The organism is Streptomyces sp. NPDC005576, assembly GCF_042871745.1.
In the GTDB taxonomy this organism is placed as follows: Bacteria; Actinomycetota; Actinomycetes; order Streptomycetales; family Streptomycetaceae; genus Streptomyces.
In genome coordinates this window covers 467,903-484,486 of sequence record NZ_JBIAJC010000002.1, presented here as the reverse complement: position 1 = coordinate 484,486, position 16,584 = coordinate 467,903, and the positions used below count along the sequence as shown (strand labels likewise).

Below are 16,584 nucleotides of genomic sequence, written 5' to 3'. Positions count from 1 at the left end.
GATGCCCACGACCCACAGCTTCCCCACCCTCCGCACACCGCGCGGCCCGGTGCCCGCCGACTCGCCCGCGTGGAACCCGCAGCGGGCGAGTTCCATGCCCTCGCACCGCTACCGGTCCGCCTTCGACCGGGTGCACGTCCCCCTCCTGGACCGCGGCTGGCCGGACGCTCGGATCGAGAAGGCGCCCCTGTGGGTGCCCGTCGACCTGCGCGACGGCAACCAGGCGCTGGCCGAACCGATGGACACCCCGCGCAAGCGGCGGATGTTCGACCTGCTGGTCACCATGGGGTTCAAGGAGATCGAGATCGGCTATCCCTCCGCCAGCCGGACGGACTTCGACTTCGTCCGCCACCTGGTGGAGAGCGACGCGGTCCCCGACGACGTGACCCCCGTCGTCTTCACCCCCGCCAAGCCGGACCTGATCGCGCGGACCTTCGCGTCGGTGGCCGGGATGCCCCGCGCGGTGGTCCACCTCTACATCCCGACCGCCCCGGTCTGGCGCGACGTCGTCCTCGGACGGGACCGGTCCCAGGTGTGGGAGACCGTGCGGGGGGCGGCGGAGCTGATGGACCGGCTGGCCGGGGAGCACCCGGCGACGGACATCCGGTTCGAGTTCTCCCCCGAGGTCTTCGTGCTGACCGAACCGGACTTCGTCCTGGAGGTCTGCAACGGGCTGACGGCCCTCTGGGACGCGTCCCAGGACCGGCCGGTGATCCACAACCTGCCCGCCACGGTGGAGATCGCGACGCCGAACGTCTACGCGGACCAGATCGAGTACATGCACCGTGCCCTGGACCGCCGGGAGTCGGTGATCCTCTCCGTCCACCCGCACCACGACCGGGGCACCGGGGTGGCCTGCGCCGAACTCGCCGTACTGGCGGGCGCGCAGCGGGTGGAGGGCTGCCTCTTCGGCAACGGCGAGCGCACCGGCAACGTCGATCTGGTGAACCTCGCGCTGAACCTGCACGCCCAGGGGGTCGATCCGATGGTGGACTTCTCGGACATCGACGAGATCCGCCGCACGGTCGAGCACTGCAACCGGCTGGCGGTGCCGCCGCGCCACCCGTACGCGGGGGACCTCGTGTACACCGCCTTCTCCGGCACCCACCAGGACGCCATCAGCAAGGGGTTCGCCCACCACGCTCGCACCGGCTCGCCGACCTGGGACGTGCCGTACCTGCCGATCGACCCGGCGGACGTGGGGCGTGGTTACGAGGCCGTCATCCGGGTCAACAGCCAGTCGGGCAAGGGCGGGATCGCCCATCTGCTGCGCGGCTCCCACGGGGTGGACCTGCCCGCCCGGATGCGGCCCGACTTCTCCCGCACGGTGCAACGGGCGACCGACGACAGCGGCCGGGAGGCGACCCCGAAGGACCTCTGGGAGCTGTTCACGGCGACGTACCTGACGCCGGGCCAGGACGGTCCGCTCATGCTGGAGGAGTGGACCACCGGGCTCACCGGGGGCGGGGAGCACCGGTTCGTGTGCACCCTGCGCACCGAGGGCGGCGGCGCGGACGGGACGGGCGACTACGAGGGCACCGGCAACGGCCCCCTGTCGGCCTTCGTCCGCGCGCTGGCGGGCGCAGGTCACGAGGTGGAGATCCTCGACTTCACGCAGCACGCGACGACCGGCGGCCAGGACAGCCCGGCGATGGCGTACGCGGAGTGCCGGGTCGGCGACCGGGTGGTCTGGGGCGCGGGCCGGGACACCTCGGTACTGACCGCCTCGGTGCTGGCGGTGCTCTCGGCGGTGAACCGGGCGGGGTGATCCCGGGCGGTCCTGGCGCTCCGGGCGGTCCTGGCCGTCCCGGAACGCCGGCCGCCCGGCCGGACGCTCAGTCGAACGCCGTCGGCGGCGGCGCCGGGGACGCCTTCGCGCCCGTGTCGGTGACGACCGCCGCCCCGCCGGTGAAGTCGGCCAGCGCGCGGCCGTGTTCGACGCGGCCGGGGTGCGGGTCGGTGGCGACGCGGCGGGTCAGTTCGGCGACGGCGAGGGGGCGGTCGGAGGCGACGAGCACGGCGTTGCCGAAGCGGCGGCCCCGCCAGACGGTGGGGTCGGCGGCGAGCGCCAGTTCGGGGAAGTGCGCCGCGGCGGTGGCGATCTGGCCCCGCAGATGGGCCAGCGGCGGCCCGTCCGCGAGGTTGGCGACGTAACTCCCGCCGGGTTTCAGCACCCGCCGTACCTCGGCGAGGAACTCGGTGGTCGTCAGGTGTGCGGGGGTACGGGCTCCGCCGAACACGTCGGCGACGACGAGATCGGCCCAGCCGTCGGGCGTCTTCCCGAGCCCCTCCCGGGCGTCCAGGGCGCGGACGCGGACCCGGGCCTGCGGGTCGAGCGGCAGTTCCTGGCGCACGAACGCGACGAGGGGCGCGTCGATCTCGACGATCTGCTGCGTGGAGCGGGGCCGGGTGGCCGCGGTGTAGCGGGCGAGGGTGAAGGCGCCACCGCCCAGGTGCAGGACGTGCAGCGGGGCCTGCGGGGGCGCGGCGAGGTCGATGACGTGGCCGATCCTGCGCTGGTACTCGAAGGAGAGGTACGTCGGGTCGTCGAGGTCCACGTGGGACTGCGGGGCGCCGTCGAGCAGCAGGGTCCAGGCGTCCCGGCGCTCCTTGTCGGGGACGAGTTCGGCGTGGCCGCCGTCGACGGTCGCGGTGCGTGCCTCCCGCCCGCGCCCCGACCGTTCGGCCCGCCCCGGGCGCTCGGCCCGGTCCGTCCGGTCCGCCCGCTTGCCGGGCTTCGCGTTCCCCGCCTGCCCTCCTCGACGTGCCACGTCCGTCCGCCTCACTGCCCCGTCCGGCCGGTTCCGCGTCCTGGTCGCGCGGGGCCGGCTGGGCGCATCCCGGAACGCGCCCTGGGCGGGGGAACCCCGGGGACTCCCCCGGACCACCCCGCCCACCTGGTCATTATGGGCTCAGCGGCAGTTGTCGGCCGCTTCGATCATGCGGGCCGCCTGGTCGAGCGCGGCCCGCAGGGCTGCGGGGTCGGTGACCGGGGCATCCTCGGCGGGCGGCAGCAGCCAGCCGGTTCCGGAGACGGACGGCTCGTCGGGGAGGTCCGGGGTGAGGCCGGGGGCGGCGCCGGGCGTCAGGCTCGAGGGGGGGCCGGCGGGGAGGCGGAGCCCCCGGCCCTCGGTGCTCGTACACGCGCTGCCCGGCACGTCCCAGCCCTCGGCGGTACCGGGCGGCACCAGGAAGCCGACGGTGTCACCGGCCCCGTCGTGGAGCACCGGCCCCACCGCGAGCAGGTCCGTGCCCCGGCGCAGGATGTCCACGGCCTCCAGCCCCTGCCGGGCGGGGACGGTGACGAGGTCACACAAGTGTGCGGCACATCCCTCGATCGGGGCCGATGTCGGGTGCGGCGGAACGGCCGGCTGCGCCCCCGCGTCCTTCGAGGTGGCCGCAGTGGTCCATGGGCCGGTCTCCGTGCCGAGGTGAAGCATGGGAACCCCTCCTGTCGTCGCCGAACGGAGCCACGCCCCGTCTCCGCATGGACCAACGCGCCGACCGCGTCAAGGGCTACGGTGCCGAGCCGCCGCAAAGGGTGGCAGTTCATGGCGGATCGCGGCCGAGATGCCCCACTTTGTTGCGAAACACTGTGTGAACGCCCCGTCACACCAGGTACGTTCTTGCTCCGCCGGGACACCTGAGGCATGCGCCCGGCTGCACCAGAGAGGGCCACGCCATGGTGTCGTCACGGGCCGTTCCCAACCTCGTCTTCCGCCAGTTGCGCGGACAGCGCTCGGCGGGAGAGTTCGCGGCGGCCGTCCGCAGGGCCGCCCGCGAGATCGGCGAGCAGGTCGCCTGCGACGCCCGCTACATCGGTCGCGTGGAGTCCGGCGAGATCCGCTGCCCGAACTACGCGTACGAACGGGTCTTCCTGCACATGTTCCCCGGCGCCACTCTGGGGGACCTGGGCTTCTCGGACCGGGAGAGCGTGCGCGGACGTTCGGCGCGCACCCGCGTACCGGCGGCGGTCCGGACACCCCTGTCCGGGGACACGGTTCCGGCCCTCTCCGTACCCAGCGACATCGAGGAGAGCGACGTGCTGCGTCGCGTGTTCATGACGAGCGGCACCACCAGTGTGGCGACCGCATCGATCGGGATCGGCGCCCACCGGGCCGCCGGCACCCCGATCGTCCTGCCCGCCCAGCGACGGGCCGGCGAAGCCGAGGTGCGTTCCGTGGAGGAGGCGGTGCGCGAGATCCGCGTCCTCGACGACCAGCACGGCGGCGACGGGCTCTACCGTCGTGCCGCCCAGCCGCTGCGGGCGGCGTACGCCCTGCTCGACTCGGGTACGCCCACCCGCCGCGCCACCGCCGACCGACTGCACGCCGGGGCCGGCGAGCTGGCCCTATCGGTGGGCTGGCTGGCCCACGACTCGGGGCGGTTCGACGACGCGCGCTCCTACTACGCGGAGGCACTGGCCACCGCCCGGGTCGCGGGCGACGACGCGCTGGAGGCGCACGCCTTCTGCAACACGTCGTTCCTGGCCCGCGACGCGGGACGGCCGAGGGAGGCGGTCCGGGCGGCCGAGGCCGGACAGCGGGCGGCCCGCTCGGTCGGCTCCCACCGGCTGCTGGCCCTGCTCGCCCTGCGCGAAGCGGGCGGCCGGGCGGGCCTCGGGGACCGTACGGGCTGCGACCGGGCGATCGCACGGGCCCGGTCCGCGTTCGACCGGGGGCCCGCCGAGGGCGACCCGGAGTGGATGAGCTTCTTCCGCGAGGCGGAGATGCACCTGCTGGAAGCGCAGTGCTGGTCCACCCTCGGCGACTGGCCCCGGGCTGCCCGGCACGGCCGGCGGGCCACCGCGCTCCAGGACCCGCACTTCACCCGGAACCTCGCGCTCTACCGCGCACAGCTGGCGGGCGACCTGGCCCGGGCCGGCGCGGCGGAGGAAGCGGTCCGCTCCGCGCATCAGGTGCTGGACCTGCTGGACCGGGTCAGGTCCTCGCGGATCAGCGGGATGCTGGCGGGGACGGTACGCGTGCTGGCCGCCGACCGTGACGCGACGGCGGTGGCCGGCCTGCTGGAGCGGTACCGGACCGTGCGAAAGGGCTGACCGGACGCGCAGCCGAGCAGATGAACCGATGAGCGGCTGCGCAGCTGAGCACCACGGCCGGCGGCGCCCTGGTACAGCGCCCCGGTCGGGCGCCGGCGCTCAGCGTTCCAGGTGGCCGGTGTCGTTCCACCGCTCGACGGCGGGCATCCCGTAGGCCCAGCCGAGCACCGAGAGCGAGGTCGGCTCCAGCCGGAGGCGGGCACCGAACATCAGGTCCTCGCCCAGCCAGCGCGCGGCGAGCGAGCGCAGGACGTGGCCGTGCGCGAAGACCAGGACGTCGCGTTCGCCGGAGCGCACCTGCTCGACGATCCCGTCCGCGCGGGCCGTCATGTCGGCGGTGGACTCCCCGCCGGGGACCCCGTCGCGCCAGATCAGCCAGTCGGGCCGGTCCGCCCTGATCTGCGCGGGGGTGAGGCCCTCGTACTCCCCGTAGTCCCACTCCATCAGGGCGTCCCAGGTCTCCGCCCGGCCTCCGAAGCCGGCCAGCTCGCAGGTCTCGGAGGCGCGTACCAGCGGGCTGGTGCGGACGTCCGTGTCCGGCAGCCCGGACCAGGGGGCCCGGTGCAGCCGCTCGCCGAGCAGCTTGGCGCCCCCGCGCCCCGAGTCGAGCAGCGGGATGTCGGTCCTGCCGGTGTGATTGCCCTGGACCGACCACTGGGTCTGGCCGTGCCGGGCGAGCAGGATGCGCGGTGCCATGAGCGGGCTCTCCCTGAGAACTGGGGGACGGCGGGGGCGCTGCGGGACCACGGTGTCCGGACGCCGGGAAGGGACGCGCTCCGGCCTTCGGGCGGTGCGCCTGTCCCTCTCCATCATCCCGCATCATCGCGTACCGGCGTGCGGCCCGTCCTGCCGGGCACCCGACAGGGAGCGAGGACGCGGGCAACCTCACGGCTCGTCCGCACGTCCCTCTCTGCGCGGTACCCCGACCGTCGCCGGCGCCGCCGGCGGCAGGTCGCGGGCAGGGGTGTGCGAAAGGGACCCCCCGGGGGAAATCGCGACCGACGACCGCCGTACGGTTGAACGCTCGCCGTCGGACGCTTGAACAGGGGAGAGCCACCGGATGCCGCACGCCACACCCGTACGCGCCTCCGGGCACCGGCCCCGCTGGTGGACGGAGCTGCCGCTCCTGGCGGGGGTGTACGGGCTCTACTCGGTCGGCCGGCTGCTGGTGCGCGGTGACATATCGACCGCCGTCGACCACGGCCTCTCGATACTCCGGGTGGAGAAGTCGCTCCACCTGAACCTCGAACACCCGCTCAACCGGTTGCTGACCGCGCACTCCTCGCTGGGCATACCCGCCGACTTCGCGTACGCCTCGCTGCACTACCTCGTCACGCCGGCCCTGCTCTTCTGGATGTACCGGCGCCGCGCCGCCGCCTACCGCGCGGCCCGCACCTGGCTGCTGACCTCCACCCTGATCGGTCTGATCGGCTTCACGCTGATGCCGACCTGTCCGCCCCGGCTCCTCGACGCCCGGCACGGCTTCGTCGACACCATGGCGCAGTACAGCTCCTACGGGTGGTGGGGCGCGGAGGCGAGCGCCCCGCGCGGACTCGGCGGCATGACCAACCAGTACGCGGCGATGCCGAGCCTCCACGTGGGGTGGGCGCTCTGGTGCGGGGTGCTGCTGTGGCGGTACGGGCGGCATCCGCTGCTGCGCGCGCTCGGCGTGCTCTACCCCCTGACGATCGTCTTCGTGGTGATGGGCACCGCCAACCATTACTTCCTCGACGCGGTGGCGGGCGTCGCGGTGATGGGCGCGGGCGCGCTGCTGGCCCGCCCGGTCATGCGGGCGGCCGCCGGCGTCTCGGCCCGGCTGCGGGCTTCCGTCTCCCGGTTGCGCGCACGGGGGAGCACGGTTGTGGCGACGCGGTCCCCGATTGTCAGTAGCGGATGCGAGACTTCGGCGGGTGAGCGATTCCCCGGCCGGCGGACCCCCTCCGCACATCCCAGCGACGCGCCCCAAGCCTCCGGCTCCCCCGGCCGGGCGGCCTCCGGCGACAGCGCTCCGGCAGCGGCTCGCTGAGCTGCGCGGACCGACGGTCGTCCCGCACCCACTGGACGCCCGCGCGCTGGCCGCCCTCGCCGCCAACCCCGGCTGCAAGCGGCGGGCGCTGCTCGACGGCGCCGGGGTCGACAAGACCGGGCTGGCCGAGGCGCTCGGCTCCCCCTCGGGGTACGGCCAGTCCCAGTTCGCCTTCATGCGGGGCAACGCCTTCGAGGCGCGGGTCAAGGCGGACGGCGGCACCGAGCTGCTGCGCCTGCTGCACGAGAGCCTGGGCGGCGGTGGCGAGCCGCCGCAGGGCGCCCGGGTCCCCGATCTGACGGCGGCCGGCCCCGAGGGACGGACGGCCAGGACCGCGCTGGCGCTGCGCGAGGCGACCGCGGCCGGGGGCTGGAGCCTGCTGGACCATCCGATGCTGGCTCTGGAGGTGGCGGGCTCCCCCGCGTACCTGGAACCGGACGCCGTGGTGGTGCATCCCGACGGCCGGTGGACGGTCATCGAGATCAAGTCCTTCCCGATGATCGACGGTTCGGCCGACGCGGCGAAGGTCGGTGCCGCCGCCCGCCAGTCGGCGGTCTACGTCCTGGCCCTGGAGGCGGTCGCCGCCCGTACCGAGGGTGCCGAGGTGGCGCACGACGTCCTCCTCGTCTGCCCGAAGGACTTCTCCAACCTGCCGGCCGGCTCCGTGGTGGACGTACGGAAGCAGCGCGCGGTGACCCGGCGCCAGCTGACCCGGCTCACCCGCATCGAGGAGATCGCCGCCCTGCTCCCGGAGGGCGCGAGCTTTGATCCGGAGCGTTCGGCCGAGGAGCTGACCGCCGCCGTCGAGGCGGTCCCGGCGGCGTACGCCCCGGAGTGCCTGGCCGCCTGCGAGCTCGCGTTCCACTGCCGGGCGAGGTCCCGGGCCCAGGACGCGGTGCGGACGCTGGGGCGCGGGGTGAGCGGTGAGCTGGGCGGCCTGACGACCATCCGCGCGGTGCTCGACGCGGCCGCCGGCAAGGAGGGCGACCCGGCCGACCCGGCGGTCGCCGCGCTCCGCCGGGCGGCGGCCCTGCGCGCCGAGGCGCTGGAGGGCGCGGCGGTCCCGCGCACGCGGGCACCGGAAGGCACGGCTCGGACAGGCACGGCTCGGGAAGGCACGGCTCGGGAAGGCACCACGGCATGTCACTGATCAGCACCCTGGCGCGGATGGAAGCCGTGGACAGCGGGCGGGCCCAGCCGCTCGCCACCGTGCGCCACCGCCATCTGACCGACCGGCCGCTCGTCCTCGTACCGCTGACCACCTCGGGCGAGGCGGGTGCCCCGCTGGGCGCACTGGTGGGCACCGACCGGGAGGCGCCGACGCTGCTGGCGGTGGCGCAGCCGCGCGACCGCGATCTGCGGTTCGCGTTCCTGGCGGAGCTGGCCGAGCTGGTGCTGCCGCACATCGAGGCGTACGCGGACGTGGTGGAGCCCGCCGAGCGGAGCGAGACCGATCCGGAGACCGGCAAGAAGGTCAAGGTCGAGGTCGAGCTGTGCGTGGACGCCGCGCAGTTGATCGTGCCGAGCCGGGCGGGGCTCGACCTGGTGCGGCTGCTGGGGCGGTCGATGCGGTTCCGGCGTACCGCCGAGGACGATCCGGACACCCCCTATCCGGCCCCGCCCCGGGTGCCGCTGCTCGGCCGCTGGCTGACGCACTACGCGGAGCGGGCCCGGGTGCCGGGTTCCTCGTTGCTGCTGGCCACCACCGATCTGCTGAACCGCCATTGGGCCACGGGGCAGAGCAGTGTGGAGGACCAGCACCTGGGGGCGCTGCTCGCCTGGATCGACCCGCCGGACGGCGTCCCGGGCGCTCAGGCGGCGCTCCGGGCGGAGCTGGAGCGGGGCCGGGACGGCCAGTTGGTCTGCCCGCCCGCCGGCCCGGCCACCGACCCGGCGTTCGACAACCGGCTGCTGGCGCCCGCGATCGAGCGGTACGACCGTGCCCGCACCGCGCTCGCAGCCGTCCAGGACGGGCTGGAGGCGGACGGGCGGCTCGGGGAACTGCACGCCGCCGAGCGGGAGATCCGTTCGCTGCTGGCCGGAGTGCTGCTCCCGACCTGGGACGCCGTGTGGCGCGGGCTCGACCGGCTGCGGGAGCTGCCGGAGGGGGCCAGGGCCGAGGAGCGGTGGACGGGCGACCGCTGGTCGTTCACCGGCCACCGGGACAAGGTGCGCTCCGGGGAGCCGCCGCAGCCACGCCGGGACGACGCGGTGACGGCGGCCCGGAAGCTGTCCTCCCGGGAGACCGCGCAGGCGCGGCTGGACGCGCAGGAGGCGTTGGACGATCCGCTGGTGCTGGCCGGCCGCCGGCTGAACGGCGAGGCGTTCGTCGGCGAGGTGACCGGGGTGGAGATGGCGTACACGGAGTCGAAGCGCCCTTCCCCGCGTCCGCTGGTCACGGTCCGCACGGTCGAGCGCCCGCAGGTGGGCGAGCGGACGAAGGTGTACCGCTCGCTCGACGGCAAGCCGCAGTCGGCGGAGTTCGTGGGGTACGCGGGACAGGCCCCTGAGGACACCGAGCACACCGAGCACACCGAGGGCGCCGACGCGCCGGAGGACGGCTCCGAGGTGCTGTTGGTGCTGCGGGTCCTGGACCGGATGGGGCGCGGCAAGGAGCCGGCCCCCGGGTCGCTCCCCTCGCCCGGCGACCGCACGGTGTGGACGCTCTTCGAGCACGACCAGCGCGGCGGTCCGGCGCTGCCGGACGCGGAGGAGACCCCGTGGACGCACGGTGGCCCGCCGGGTGCGACCGCCGAGCAGCCCGACGCCGTCACCCCGGAGGATGTGCTGTGACCGACGTGACGAGGGCGGAGGACCTCACGGCGACCGGGGCGTTCGACCCGGGGGCGGCGGCGGCGCGGGCCACCGGCGCGATCCTCGCCGACACCCTGAGCGGCAGCTCCCCGGGTGTCGTGGTCAACTCCCCGCCGGGTGCGGGCAAGTCCACCCTGGTGGTCCGCGCCGCACTGGAACTCGTCGCGGCCGGGCGCCCGTTGATGGTGATCGCGCAGACCAATGCCCAGGTCGACGACCTGGTGCTGCGGCTCGCGGAGAAGGAGCCCGAGCTGCCGGTGGGGCGGTTGCACAGCAGCGACTCCGACCCGTACGACAAGGCGCTGGACGACCTGGAGAACGTCCGCAAGTCGGCGAAGGCGGCCGATCTGGCCGGGCTCGACGTGGTCGTCTCGACGGCCGCGAAGTGGGCGCACGTGAAGAACGTGGAGCCGTGGGAGCACGCGATCGTCGACGAGGCGTACCAGATGCGGTCGGACGCGCTGCTCGCCGTGGCCGGTCTCTTCCGGCGGGCGCTCTTCGTCGGCGACCCGGGCCAGTTGGACCCGTTCTCGATCGTGGGCGCGGACCAGTGGGCGGGACTGAGCCACGACCCGTCGGCGAGCGCGGTCTCCACCCTGCTGGCGCACAACCCGCGGCTGCCGCAGCACCGGTTGCCGGTCTCCTGGCGGCTGCCGGCCTCGGCCGCGCCCCTGGTGTCGGACGCGTTCTACCCGTACACCCCGTTCCGCAGCGGCACCGGCCACGGGGACCGGACGCTGGCTTTCACGGAGGCCTCGGACGGCTCGGGCCCCGACCGGGTGCTGGATGTGGCGGCGGAGGCCGGCTGGGGGCTGCTGGAGCTGCCCGCCCGCCACACCCCGCGCACCGACCCGGAGGCGGTACGCGCGGTGGCGCTGGTGGTCCGCAGGCTGCTGGACCGGGGCACCACCGCGACCAGCGAACGCGCGGCGGGCCCGGTCCCGGTGACGGCGGACCGGATAGCGGTAGGTACGGCCCACCGCGACCAGGCGGCGGCAGTACGCGTCGCGCTCGCCGGGCTGGGGGTCACCGGCGTCGCGGTGGACACCGCGAACCGGCTCCAGGGCCGGGAGTTCGACGTCACGGTGGTCCTCCACCCACTCTCCGGACGGCCCGACGCCACCGCCTTCCACCTGGAGACGGGCCGGCTCTGCGTACTGGCCTCCCGCCACCGCCACGCCTGCGTCGTGGTGTGCCGGGCGGGGGTCGCCGACCTGCTGGACGCGCACCCGTCGACGGAACCGGTGCAGCTCGGCGTGGAGGTGAAGTTCCCGGACGGCTGGGAGGCCATGCAGTCCACCTGGGAGCACTGGTCGAAGCACCGGGTGCCCTGGGGCGGTTGACGAAAGGGCTGTTGACGTGGGGCTGCCGGGGTCCCTGGTACTCGGCCCCGCCGCGCCCGCTCATCGACGGGTACGGGGGGAGCGCGCGGGCCGAACACTTCCGGACGGTGTTTTCCGGCCGGGCGGCCCGGACAGACTTGTTCGGGGCCACCGTGGCGTACGGCGGACAGCTCGTGGGGACCACGGCGGTGCCCGGGGCCACGGGCACCTCCGGGCGCACCGGCATGTCCGCGAGCGCGGAATCATTCGGTGTGCCGGGCACGTTCGTCACCAGGGACGGGCTGGGGACCCGGACACCGGACTTGCGCCGGGTTGGACAATGGAGGGTGGCCGTCCGGCCTTCCCGGAGGAGGAAAACGCACATGGCAGAAGCCGACCGGAACGCGCAGCCGAGGATGCGCCCCGCCCCGCTGCTCTTCGAGCCCGCGGCGGCGACGTCCGACCCCGAGCACTTCTTCAACCTGGAGTCGATGGACGACCCGGCGGAGTTGCTCTCCCGCGCGACCGAGCTGACGCACGCGTTCCGGGCGGCCACCGACCGGAGCATCGAGTTCCAGGCCGTCGCGGCCGCCCAGCTCGCCGACCCCCGCCGCTTCGACCGGCTCACCCCCGCCGACGTCGCGGAGCGCGCGGAGTGGACCGAGGACTACGCGGAGAAAATGATCGAATTCGGCCGGTCCCTGCTGAAGTCACCGCGCCCCTGACCCCAGCCCCCTGAATGCCGCTCCTGAGACCTGTCCGGCGCCCCCGCCCCCGGCACGGTCACTCCGGGTACAGCTTCTGGCATATGCCCGCGGGCAAGATACCCGGCACGGTGATGCCCTGTCCTGGATTCGACGACTCTCGGCGTCAGTCCCGTCACGCCCGGTAGACCTGTCTCCATGACCGCATGGCTGGAAGACGAAACGTCCCTGCAGGCCCGCAACCCGCGCTCCGGCGTCGGTACCCTCCCTCCCCTGCGGAGTCAGGCCGCACACCAGCCCGCCGAGGTCACCCCTGCGGGAGCCGTCTGGCTCGCCGGCGCCACCGCGAACCCGCGCACCACCCTCACCCGCTGGCGGGCGAGCCCCGCGTCACCGGGCGTCCTGCCGTGCGGCACCGCGTTCGACGTGGTCAGCGTCCCCGCGCTCTTCGGGCGGCGGATGCTGGAGCGGCTCTGGGCGGAGGGCCCGGGCTCCGGTCCCGTCGCGACCCATCGCGGCCGGACCCTGCTTTTCGCGACCCCCGGCACCGCGCAGCGGCTGCCCTCCCTGCTGGCCTGGGAGGAGTGGGGCACGGGCGCGACACGCCGGGACACCTCCTCGCGCACCCTGCCCCCGGTGCTCTGTCACGGCACCGGTGACGCGGTGACCGTACCGCCGCTGGCCTGCGACACCACCGCCCCGGGGCCGCAGTGGGTGGTCGCCCCCGACACCCGTACTCCCTGGCTGCCCGGCCCCGACGTACTGCGGTGGGCGTGTGTACGGGCGGCCCGGACCCCGGTCCCCCCGGTGTCCGATTACTCGATTTTTCCTCCGGCTGATCCGGGTGCTAATGTCTACGACGTCAGCAGGCGCCGCTAGCTCAGTTGGTTAGAGCAGCTGACTCTTAATCAGCGGGTCCGGGGTTCGAGTCCCTGGCGGCGCACCGACGGAAGAAGCCCCTCGCGCGAGCGGGGGGCTTCTTCGTGTCCCCTTCGCCTCCCGGGGGGAGGCCCGCCTCCCCCGGGAGGGCTCAGGTGCCGGTGGTGATCCGTACGGTCCAGGAGCCGGACGGGGTGCGGTCGGCGACCTCGATCCGGGTCCGCTCCCCCGGCACGCTGTACGTCTCCCCGACTCCGAGCGGGGCGTCCGCCAGCGGCGGGTAGACCGAGCGGTCCCAGCAGGCCTCGGTCTCCGGGTGGGTGTCCAGCACCTCCACCGGGCCGCCTCCGGAGGCCGTACCGCTGCGCACCCGGTAGATCAGCACGCCCTCGGTGCAGGTCGCCCGGTCGTTACCGGTGGCGCCGCGGGCCTCGACGGCCAGCGCGCTGTCCTCGCCCGTCCTGACGACGGCGAGCCGGGTGCCCATGGTGCCGCCGGGGACGGGGGCCGCGGCGACCGGCTCCAGGGTCACGTCGGCGCTGCCCTGGACGCAGACCACCTGCCGGTCGCCGAGCCACCCGAGCTTCCACTTGTGCCAGGCGAAGAGGTCCGGCGCCAGACCGAACTGGCTGCCCATGACGTCCCAGTCGCCGACGTACGTGTCCCAGTCGCCCTTGCCGTCCGTGGGGCGGTGGTAGAGGTCGGCGAGGTCGAAGACGTGCCCGGTCTCGTGGGCGAGGACGTTGCGGTCGGGCGGATGCTGTTCGAAGACGGTGACCACGCGCCTGATGTCCGTGGAGTCGGCGGTGATCGGGTGGTCGAAGTTGACGACCTTGGTGGCGTCGGAGTCGACGCCCGGGGCGTCGGGGTCGGCGACCAGGTAGACGATGTCGTACGCCGAGAAGTCGACCTGCGGGTCCGCGGCCCTGATCGCGTCGTGCAGGTAGGAGGTCCGCCGGCCGGAGTCCCAGTCGCGCGCTATGCCGTACCAGGTGGACGGGTGCGGCATCCGCACCCAGCGCTTCTGCGGGTGCGCGGCGAGGGTGAAGGTGCCGTAGCTGGCCCGCTCGAAGAACGCGGTGGTCGAGGGGAAGTAGTCGGCGGCGAGTGCGTCCGGCGGGACGACCGGGTCGGCGTCCGGGAAGGACAGGAAGATCATGACTGCGTCGAGGCGCCGGACCGGGCGCGGGTAGGCGCCGTTCCAGTTGTCGAGTCCCAGCGAGTGGTGGGCCGGGGTACGGGGCAGTGCGCACGGCTTCACACCCGCGTACGCGGCGGCGGCCGGACCGGCGACGAGTGACATCGCGGCCAGCGCCATGAGAGCGGTGAGCGCCGCCGTCACTCCGCGCGGACTCGGCTTCTCCATCCCCCCGGGCCCGTGCTGTCGCGGCACATCTACCTCCGGGTGGAAATGCGGAACGCCTCGCTCCACCCTGTGCCCGATCACCGCGCGCCGCCCGCTGGGCTGCCCCACACGGGTGCGGCGGGGCCCGGGGGGGCGCTCCGGGGCCGGCCCGCTCGCACCGGTGACGCGCCAGCCGGAAGCCAGTGATCACGTAACGTCACATACGGACATCCGCTTCTCGGAATCCGACAGTGGGACGCCGACCGAGAACGCAGTCGTACAGAAGGGAACGGTGGCGGGCAAAACGGGAGACCGGACGGAGCGGTACCGGAACCTTCCGCAGGGCGGCCGAGGGCACGTGGACACCCACCCGGACCCGAGCGGCGGCAGCGCACGGGCGGGCCGGGCTGGAAGCGCCGGCACCGCACCCTCTATGCTTCCTCACGTTTTCCCGCGTGGTTCGTGCCCCGGCCCGGGGCGCTCCACCCGGTGGCCGGTCCGGCCACACCTGTTCACGACAATCTGCACAGCGGGAGCGAGCGGTGAGCGGAACCTCCGAAGGGCACCGGGCCCCGGCAGGCACGTCCCCCGGCGCGCACCCGACGGCGGACACGGAGCGTCACCAGCCGGAGACCGCGCTGCTCGACTACCGGTCCGCCTTCCGCAGTGCCACCTTCGCCATGGCGGTCGTGGACGGCGCGGGGGCGGTCGTCCGGGCCAACGAGACGCTCGCCCGGATGGTGGGCACCGGCGCCGACGGCCTCGCCGGGCTGCCCGCCGCCGCACTCGTCGGTCTCACCCCGGACGACCACGCCTGGCGGGCCTACCGCGAGGTGCTGCGCGGGCGGCGTTCCCGGTTCCGCTGCACCCGCCGGCTCAAGCACCGCGACGGGCGGCCGCTCTGGGCGGAGATCACCGTGGTGCCGATGGCCGACCCCTCGGCGGGCGCCCCGGGGCGGTCGCTGCTGACGGTGGTCGACATCAGCGACCGGCACGAACTCCAGCAGCGGCTGCGCCACCTCCAGATGCACGACGCCGTGACCCGGCTGCCCAACCGGACCCTCTTCTTCGAGCGGCTCTCGGCCGCGCTGGACCTGTCGCCGTTCCAGGACAGCTCGCTGCTGCCGCGCCCCGGCCGGATCGGGCTCTGCTATCTCGATCTGGACGGCTTCAAGGCCGTCAACGACACCCTGGGACACGGGACGGGCGACCGGCTGCTCGCAGCCGTGGCCGGACGGCTGAGCGAGGTCGCCGGGCGCGACCCGCACCACCGCGACGGCAGTCACTTCGTCGCGCGGCTCGGGGGCGACGAGTTCGCGGTGCTGGTCGAGGAGTCACAGGGCACCCAGCAGCTGCTGGACCTTGCGGAGGCGCTGCTCACAGCGGTGCAGCAGCCGTTCGACCTGGCCGGGCAGCGGCTCTCGGTCTCCGCCTCGATCGGGGTGGTGGAACGCGCGTCGGCCGGCACCTCCCCCACCGGGCTGATGCAGGCCGCCGACACCACGCTCTACTGGGCGAAGGCGGACGGCAGGGCCCGCTGGACCCTCTTCGACCCCGAACGCAACGCCCATCGGATGACCCGGCAAGCGCTCTCCTCGACGCTCAGGCCGGCCGTCGACCGCGGCGAGTTCGTCCTTGAGTACCAGCCGCTGGTCGGCATGGCGGACGGGGTCGTGCGGGGCGTCGAGGCGCTGGTGCGGTGGAACCACCCGCAGTTCGGGATGCTGGGGCCGAACCGTTTCGTCGCCATCGCCGAGGAGGACGGCTCGATCGTCCGGCTGGGCCGCTGGGTGCTGCGTACGGCCTGCCGCCAGGCGCGCCGCTGGCAGCTGGACCACCCGGACGGGCCGGCGCTGTTCGTCAGCGTCAACGTCGCCGTGCGGCAGGTCTGGGACTCGGACCTGGTCGCCGAGGTCGGGGACATCCTCGCCGAGACGGGCCTCGACCCCGGACTGCTGCAACTGGAGCTGACCGAGTCCGCCGTCATGGGGTCGGCGGGCCGCCCGCTGCGGGCCCTCCAGGCACTGAGCGACATGGGCGTACGGATCGCCATCGACGACTTCGGCACCGGCTACTCCAACCTCGCCTACCTGAGCCGGCTCCCCGTCTCCGTACTCAAGCTGGACGGCTCCTTCGTCCGCGGCTTCCGGTACGACGACGGCGGTACGCACCCGAGCCCGGCCGACGAGACGATCGTGGAGGCGCTGGTGGAGCTGGCGCACCGGCTGGGGCTGACCGTGACGGCGGAGTGCGTGGAGACGACCGAGCAGGCCGAGCGGCTGCGCCGGATCGGCTGCGACACCGGGCAGGGCTGGCTGTACTCGCGGGCGGTCGCACCGGAGCGGATCGACGAACTGATCGACGCGGGCGGAACGGCCGGGGAACGACCGGCCTCCGGCGCCCCGTGAGGACGGGGCACCGGAGGGAACGCCACG

The 16,584-nt window shown here is 74.2% G+C and carries 13 protein-coding genes and 1 tRNA gene; 10 read left to right on the top strand and 4 right to left on the bottom strand.

Translation table 11 applies throughout. The features are described 5' to 3' along the window. Nucleotide 1 precedes the first annotated feature (1 nt). Nucleotides 2-1,768, top strand: coding sequence for a 2-isopropylmalate synthase (locus ACFYPN_RS05545; RefSeq protein WP_389296796.1), 1,767 nt, complete (start codon nucleotides 2-4; stop codon nucleotides 1,766-1,768). 67 nt (nucleotides 1,769-1,835) lie between these two features. Here ACFYPN_RS05545 and ACFYPN_RS05540 read toward each other — a convergent pair whose 3' ends face one another. Further along, a complete protein-coding gene (locus tag ACFYPN_RS05540; RefSeq protein ID WP_358757248.1) occupies nucleotides 1,836-2,771 on the bottom strand; it encodes a fused MFS/spermidine synthase in 936 nt (311 codons plus the stop codon). Nucleotides 2,772-2,912: 141 nt separating this feature from the next. After that, nucleotides 2,913-3,440 (bottom strand): hypothetical protein, encoded by a 528-nt coding sequence (locus ACFYPN_RS05535; protein WP_358757250.1) that lies wholly within the window; start codon nucleotides 3,438-3,440, stop codon nucleotides 2,913-2,915. Nucleotides 3,441-3,682: 242 nt separating this feature from the next. On the opposite strand from ACFYPN_RS05535, the gene ACFYPN_RS05530 reads away from it, so the two are divergent. Continuing rightward, nucleotides 3,683-5,059, top strand: a complete 1,377-nt coding sequence (locus ACFYPN_RS05530; protein WP_358757252.1) for a tetratricopeptide repeat protein — start codon at nucleotides 3,683-3,685, stop codon at nucleotides 5,057-5,059. Between the two features lie 99 nt (nucleotides 5,060-5,158). Here the strand turns inward: ACFYPN_RS05530 and ACFYPN_RS05525 are convergent, their stop codons facing one another. Next, a complete protein-coding gene (locus ACFYPN_RS05525; RefSeq protein ID WP_389296794.1) occupies nucleotides 5,159-5,755 on the bottom strand; it encodes a histidine phosphatase family protein in 597 nt (198 codons plus the stop codon). A gap of 364 nt (nucleotides 5,756-6,119) precedes the next feature. Here ACFYPN_RS05525 and ACFYPN_RS05520 point away from each other — a divergent pair, with 364 nt between their 5' ends. The 7 genes from ACFYPN_RS05520 to ACFYPN_RS05490 all read left to right on the top strand — a co-directional run bounded on the left by ACFYPN_RS05520 (nucleotide 6,120) and on the right by ACFYPN_RS05490 (nucleotide 12,868). Next, the gene (locus ACFYPN_RS05520) at nucleotides 6,120-7,085 is read left to right on the top strand and encodes a phosphatase PAP2 family protein (RefSeq protein WP_358757256.1); all 966 of its coding nucleotides are present in this window, start codon (nucleotides 6,120-6,122) and stop codon (nucleotides 7,083-7,085) included. After that, nucleotides 6,970-8,235, top strand: coding sequence for a hypothetical protein (locus tag ACFYPN_RS05515; RefSeq protein WP_358757258.1), 1,266 nt, complete (start codon nucleotides 6,970-6,972; stop codon nucleotides 8,233-8,235). Before ACFYPN_RS05520 ends, ACFYPN_RS05515 begins: the two co-directional genes overlap by 116 nt. Continuing rightward, on the top strand, nucleotides 8,226-9,878 hold the full coding sequence (locus ACFYPN_RS05510) for a hypothetical protein (RefSeq protein ID WP_389296793.1): 1,653 nt from the start codon (nucleotides 8,226-8,228) through the stop codon (nucleotides 9,876-9,878). The genes ACFYPN_RS05515 and ACFYPN_RS05510 overlap by 10 nt, the downstream gene beginning before the upstream one ends. A gap of 5 nt (nucleotides 9,879-9,883) precedes the next feature. Beyond that, nucleotides 9,884-11,242, top strand: a complete 1,359-nt coding sequence (locus ACFYPN_RS05505; RefSeq protein WP_389296977.1) for an AAA domain-containing protein — start codon at nucleotides 9,884-9,886, stop codon at nucleotides 11,240-11,242. A 362-nt stretch (nucleotides 11,243-11,604) separates the two neighbouring features. After that, a complete protein-coding gene (locus tag ACFYPN_RS05500; RefSeq protein ID WP_358757262.1) occupies nucleotides 11,605-11,946 on the top strand; it encodes a hypothetical protein in 342 nt (113 codons plus the stop codon). Between the two features lie 177 nt (nucleotides 11,947-12,123). After that, entirely contained in the window at nucleotides 12,124-12,804 is a 681-nt protein-coding gene (locus ACFYPN_RS05495; RefSeq protein ID WP_389296790.1) for a bifunctional DNA primase/polymerase, read from the top strand. Continuing rightward, a tRNA-Lys gene (locus ACFYPN_RS05490) sits at nucleotides 12,795-12,868 on the top strand. The genes ACFYPN_RS05495 and ACFYPN_RS05490 overlap by 10 nt, the downstream gene beginning before the upstream one ends. A gap of 87 nt (nucleotides 12,869-12,955) precedes the next feature. Here ACFYPN_RS05490 and ACFYPN_RS05485 read toward each other — a convergent pair. Beyond that, the gene (locus ACFYPN_RS05485) at nucleotides 12,956-14,197 is read right to left on the bottom strand and encodes a M6 family metalloprotease domain-containing protein (RefSeq protein WP_358757266.1); all 1,242 of its coding nucleotides are present in this window, start codon (nucleotides 14,195-14,197) and stop codon (nucleotides 12,956-12,958) included. A 494-nt stretch (nucleotides 14,198-14,691) separates the two neighbouring features. Here ACFYPN_RS05485 and ACFYPN_RS05480 point away from each other — a divergent pair, with 494 nt between their 5' ends. Beyond that, nucleotides 14,692-16,557 (top strand): putative bifunctional diguanylate cyclase/phosphodiesterase, encoded by a 1,866-nt coding sequence (locus tag ACFYPN_RS05480; protein WP_389296789.1) that lies wholly within the window; start codon nucleotides 14,692-14,694, stop codon nucleotides 16,555-16,557. The last annotated feature ends 27 nt before the right edge of the window (nucleotides 16,558-16,584 follow it).

Excerpts from the sequence above, each read along its gene's own strand:
- ACFYPN_RS05545 (WP_389296796.1), top strand. The coding sequence starts at position 2 with ATGCCCACGACCCACAGCTTCCCCACCCTCCGCACACCGCGCGGCCCG.
- ACFYPN_RS05535 (WP_358757250.1), bottom strand. The coding sequence starts at position 3,440 with ATGCTTCACCTCGGCACGGAGACCGGCCCATGGACCACTGCGGCCACC.
- ACFYPN_RS05530 (WP_358757252.1), top strand. The coding sequence starts at position 3,683 with ATGGTGTCGTCACGGGCCGTTCCCAACCTCGTCTTCCGCCAGTTGCGC.
- ACFYPN_RS05525 (WP_389296794.1), bottom strand. The coding sequence starts at position 5,755 with ATGGCACCGCGCATCCTGCTCGCCCGGCACGGCCAGACCCAGTGGTCG.
- ACFYPN_RS05520 (WP_358757256.1), top strand. The coding sequence starts at position 6,120 with ATGCCGCACGCCACACCCGTACGCGCCTCCGGGCACCGGCCCCGCTGG.
- ACFYPN_RS05510 (WP_389296793.1), top strand. The coding sequence starts at position 8,226 with ATGTCACTGATCAGCACCCTGGCGCGGATGGAAGCCGTGGACAGCGGG.
- ACFYPN_RS05500 (WP_358757262.1), top strand. The coding sequence starts at position 11,605 with ATGGCAGAAGCCGACCGGAACGCGCAGCCGAGGATGCGCCCCGCCCCG.
- ACFYPN_RS05495 (WP_389296790.1), top strand. The coding sequence starts at position 12,124 with ATGACCGCATGGCTGGAAGACGAAACGTCCCTGCAGGCCCGCAACCCG.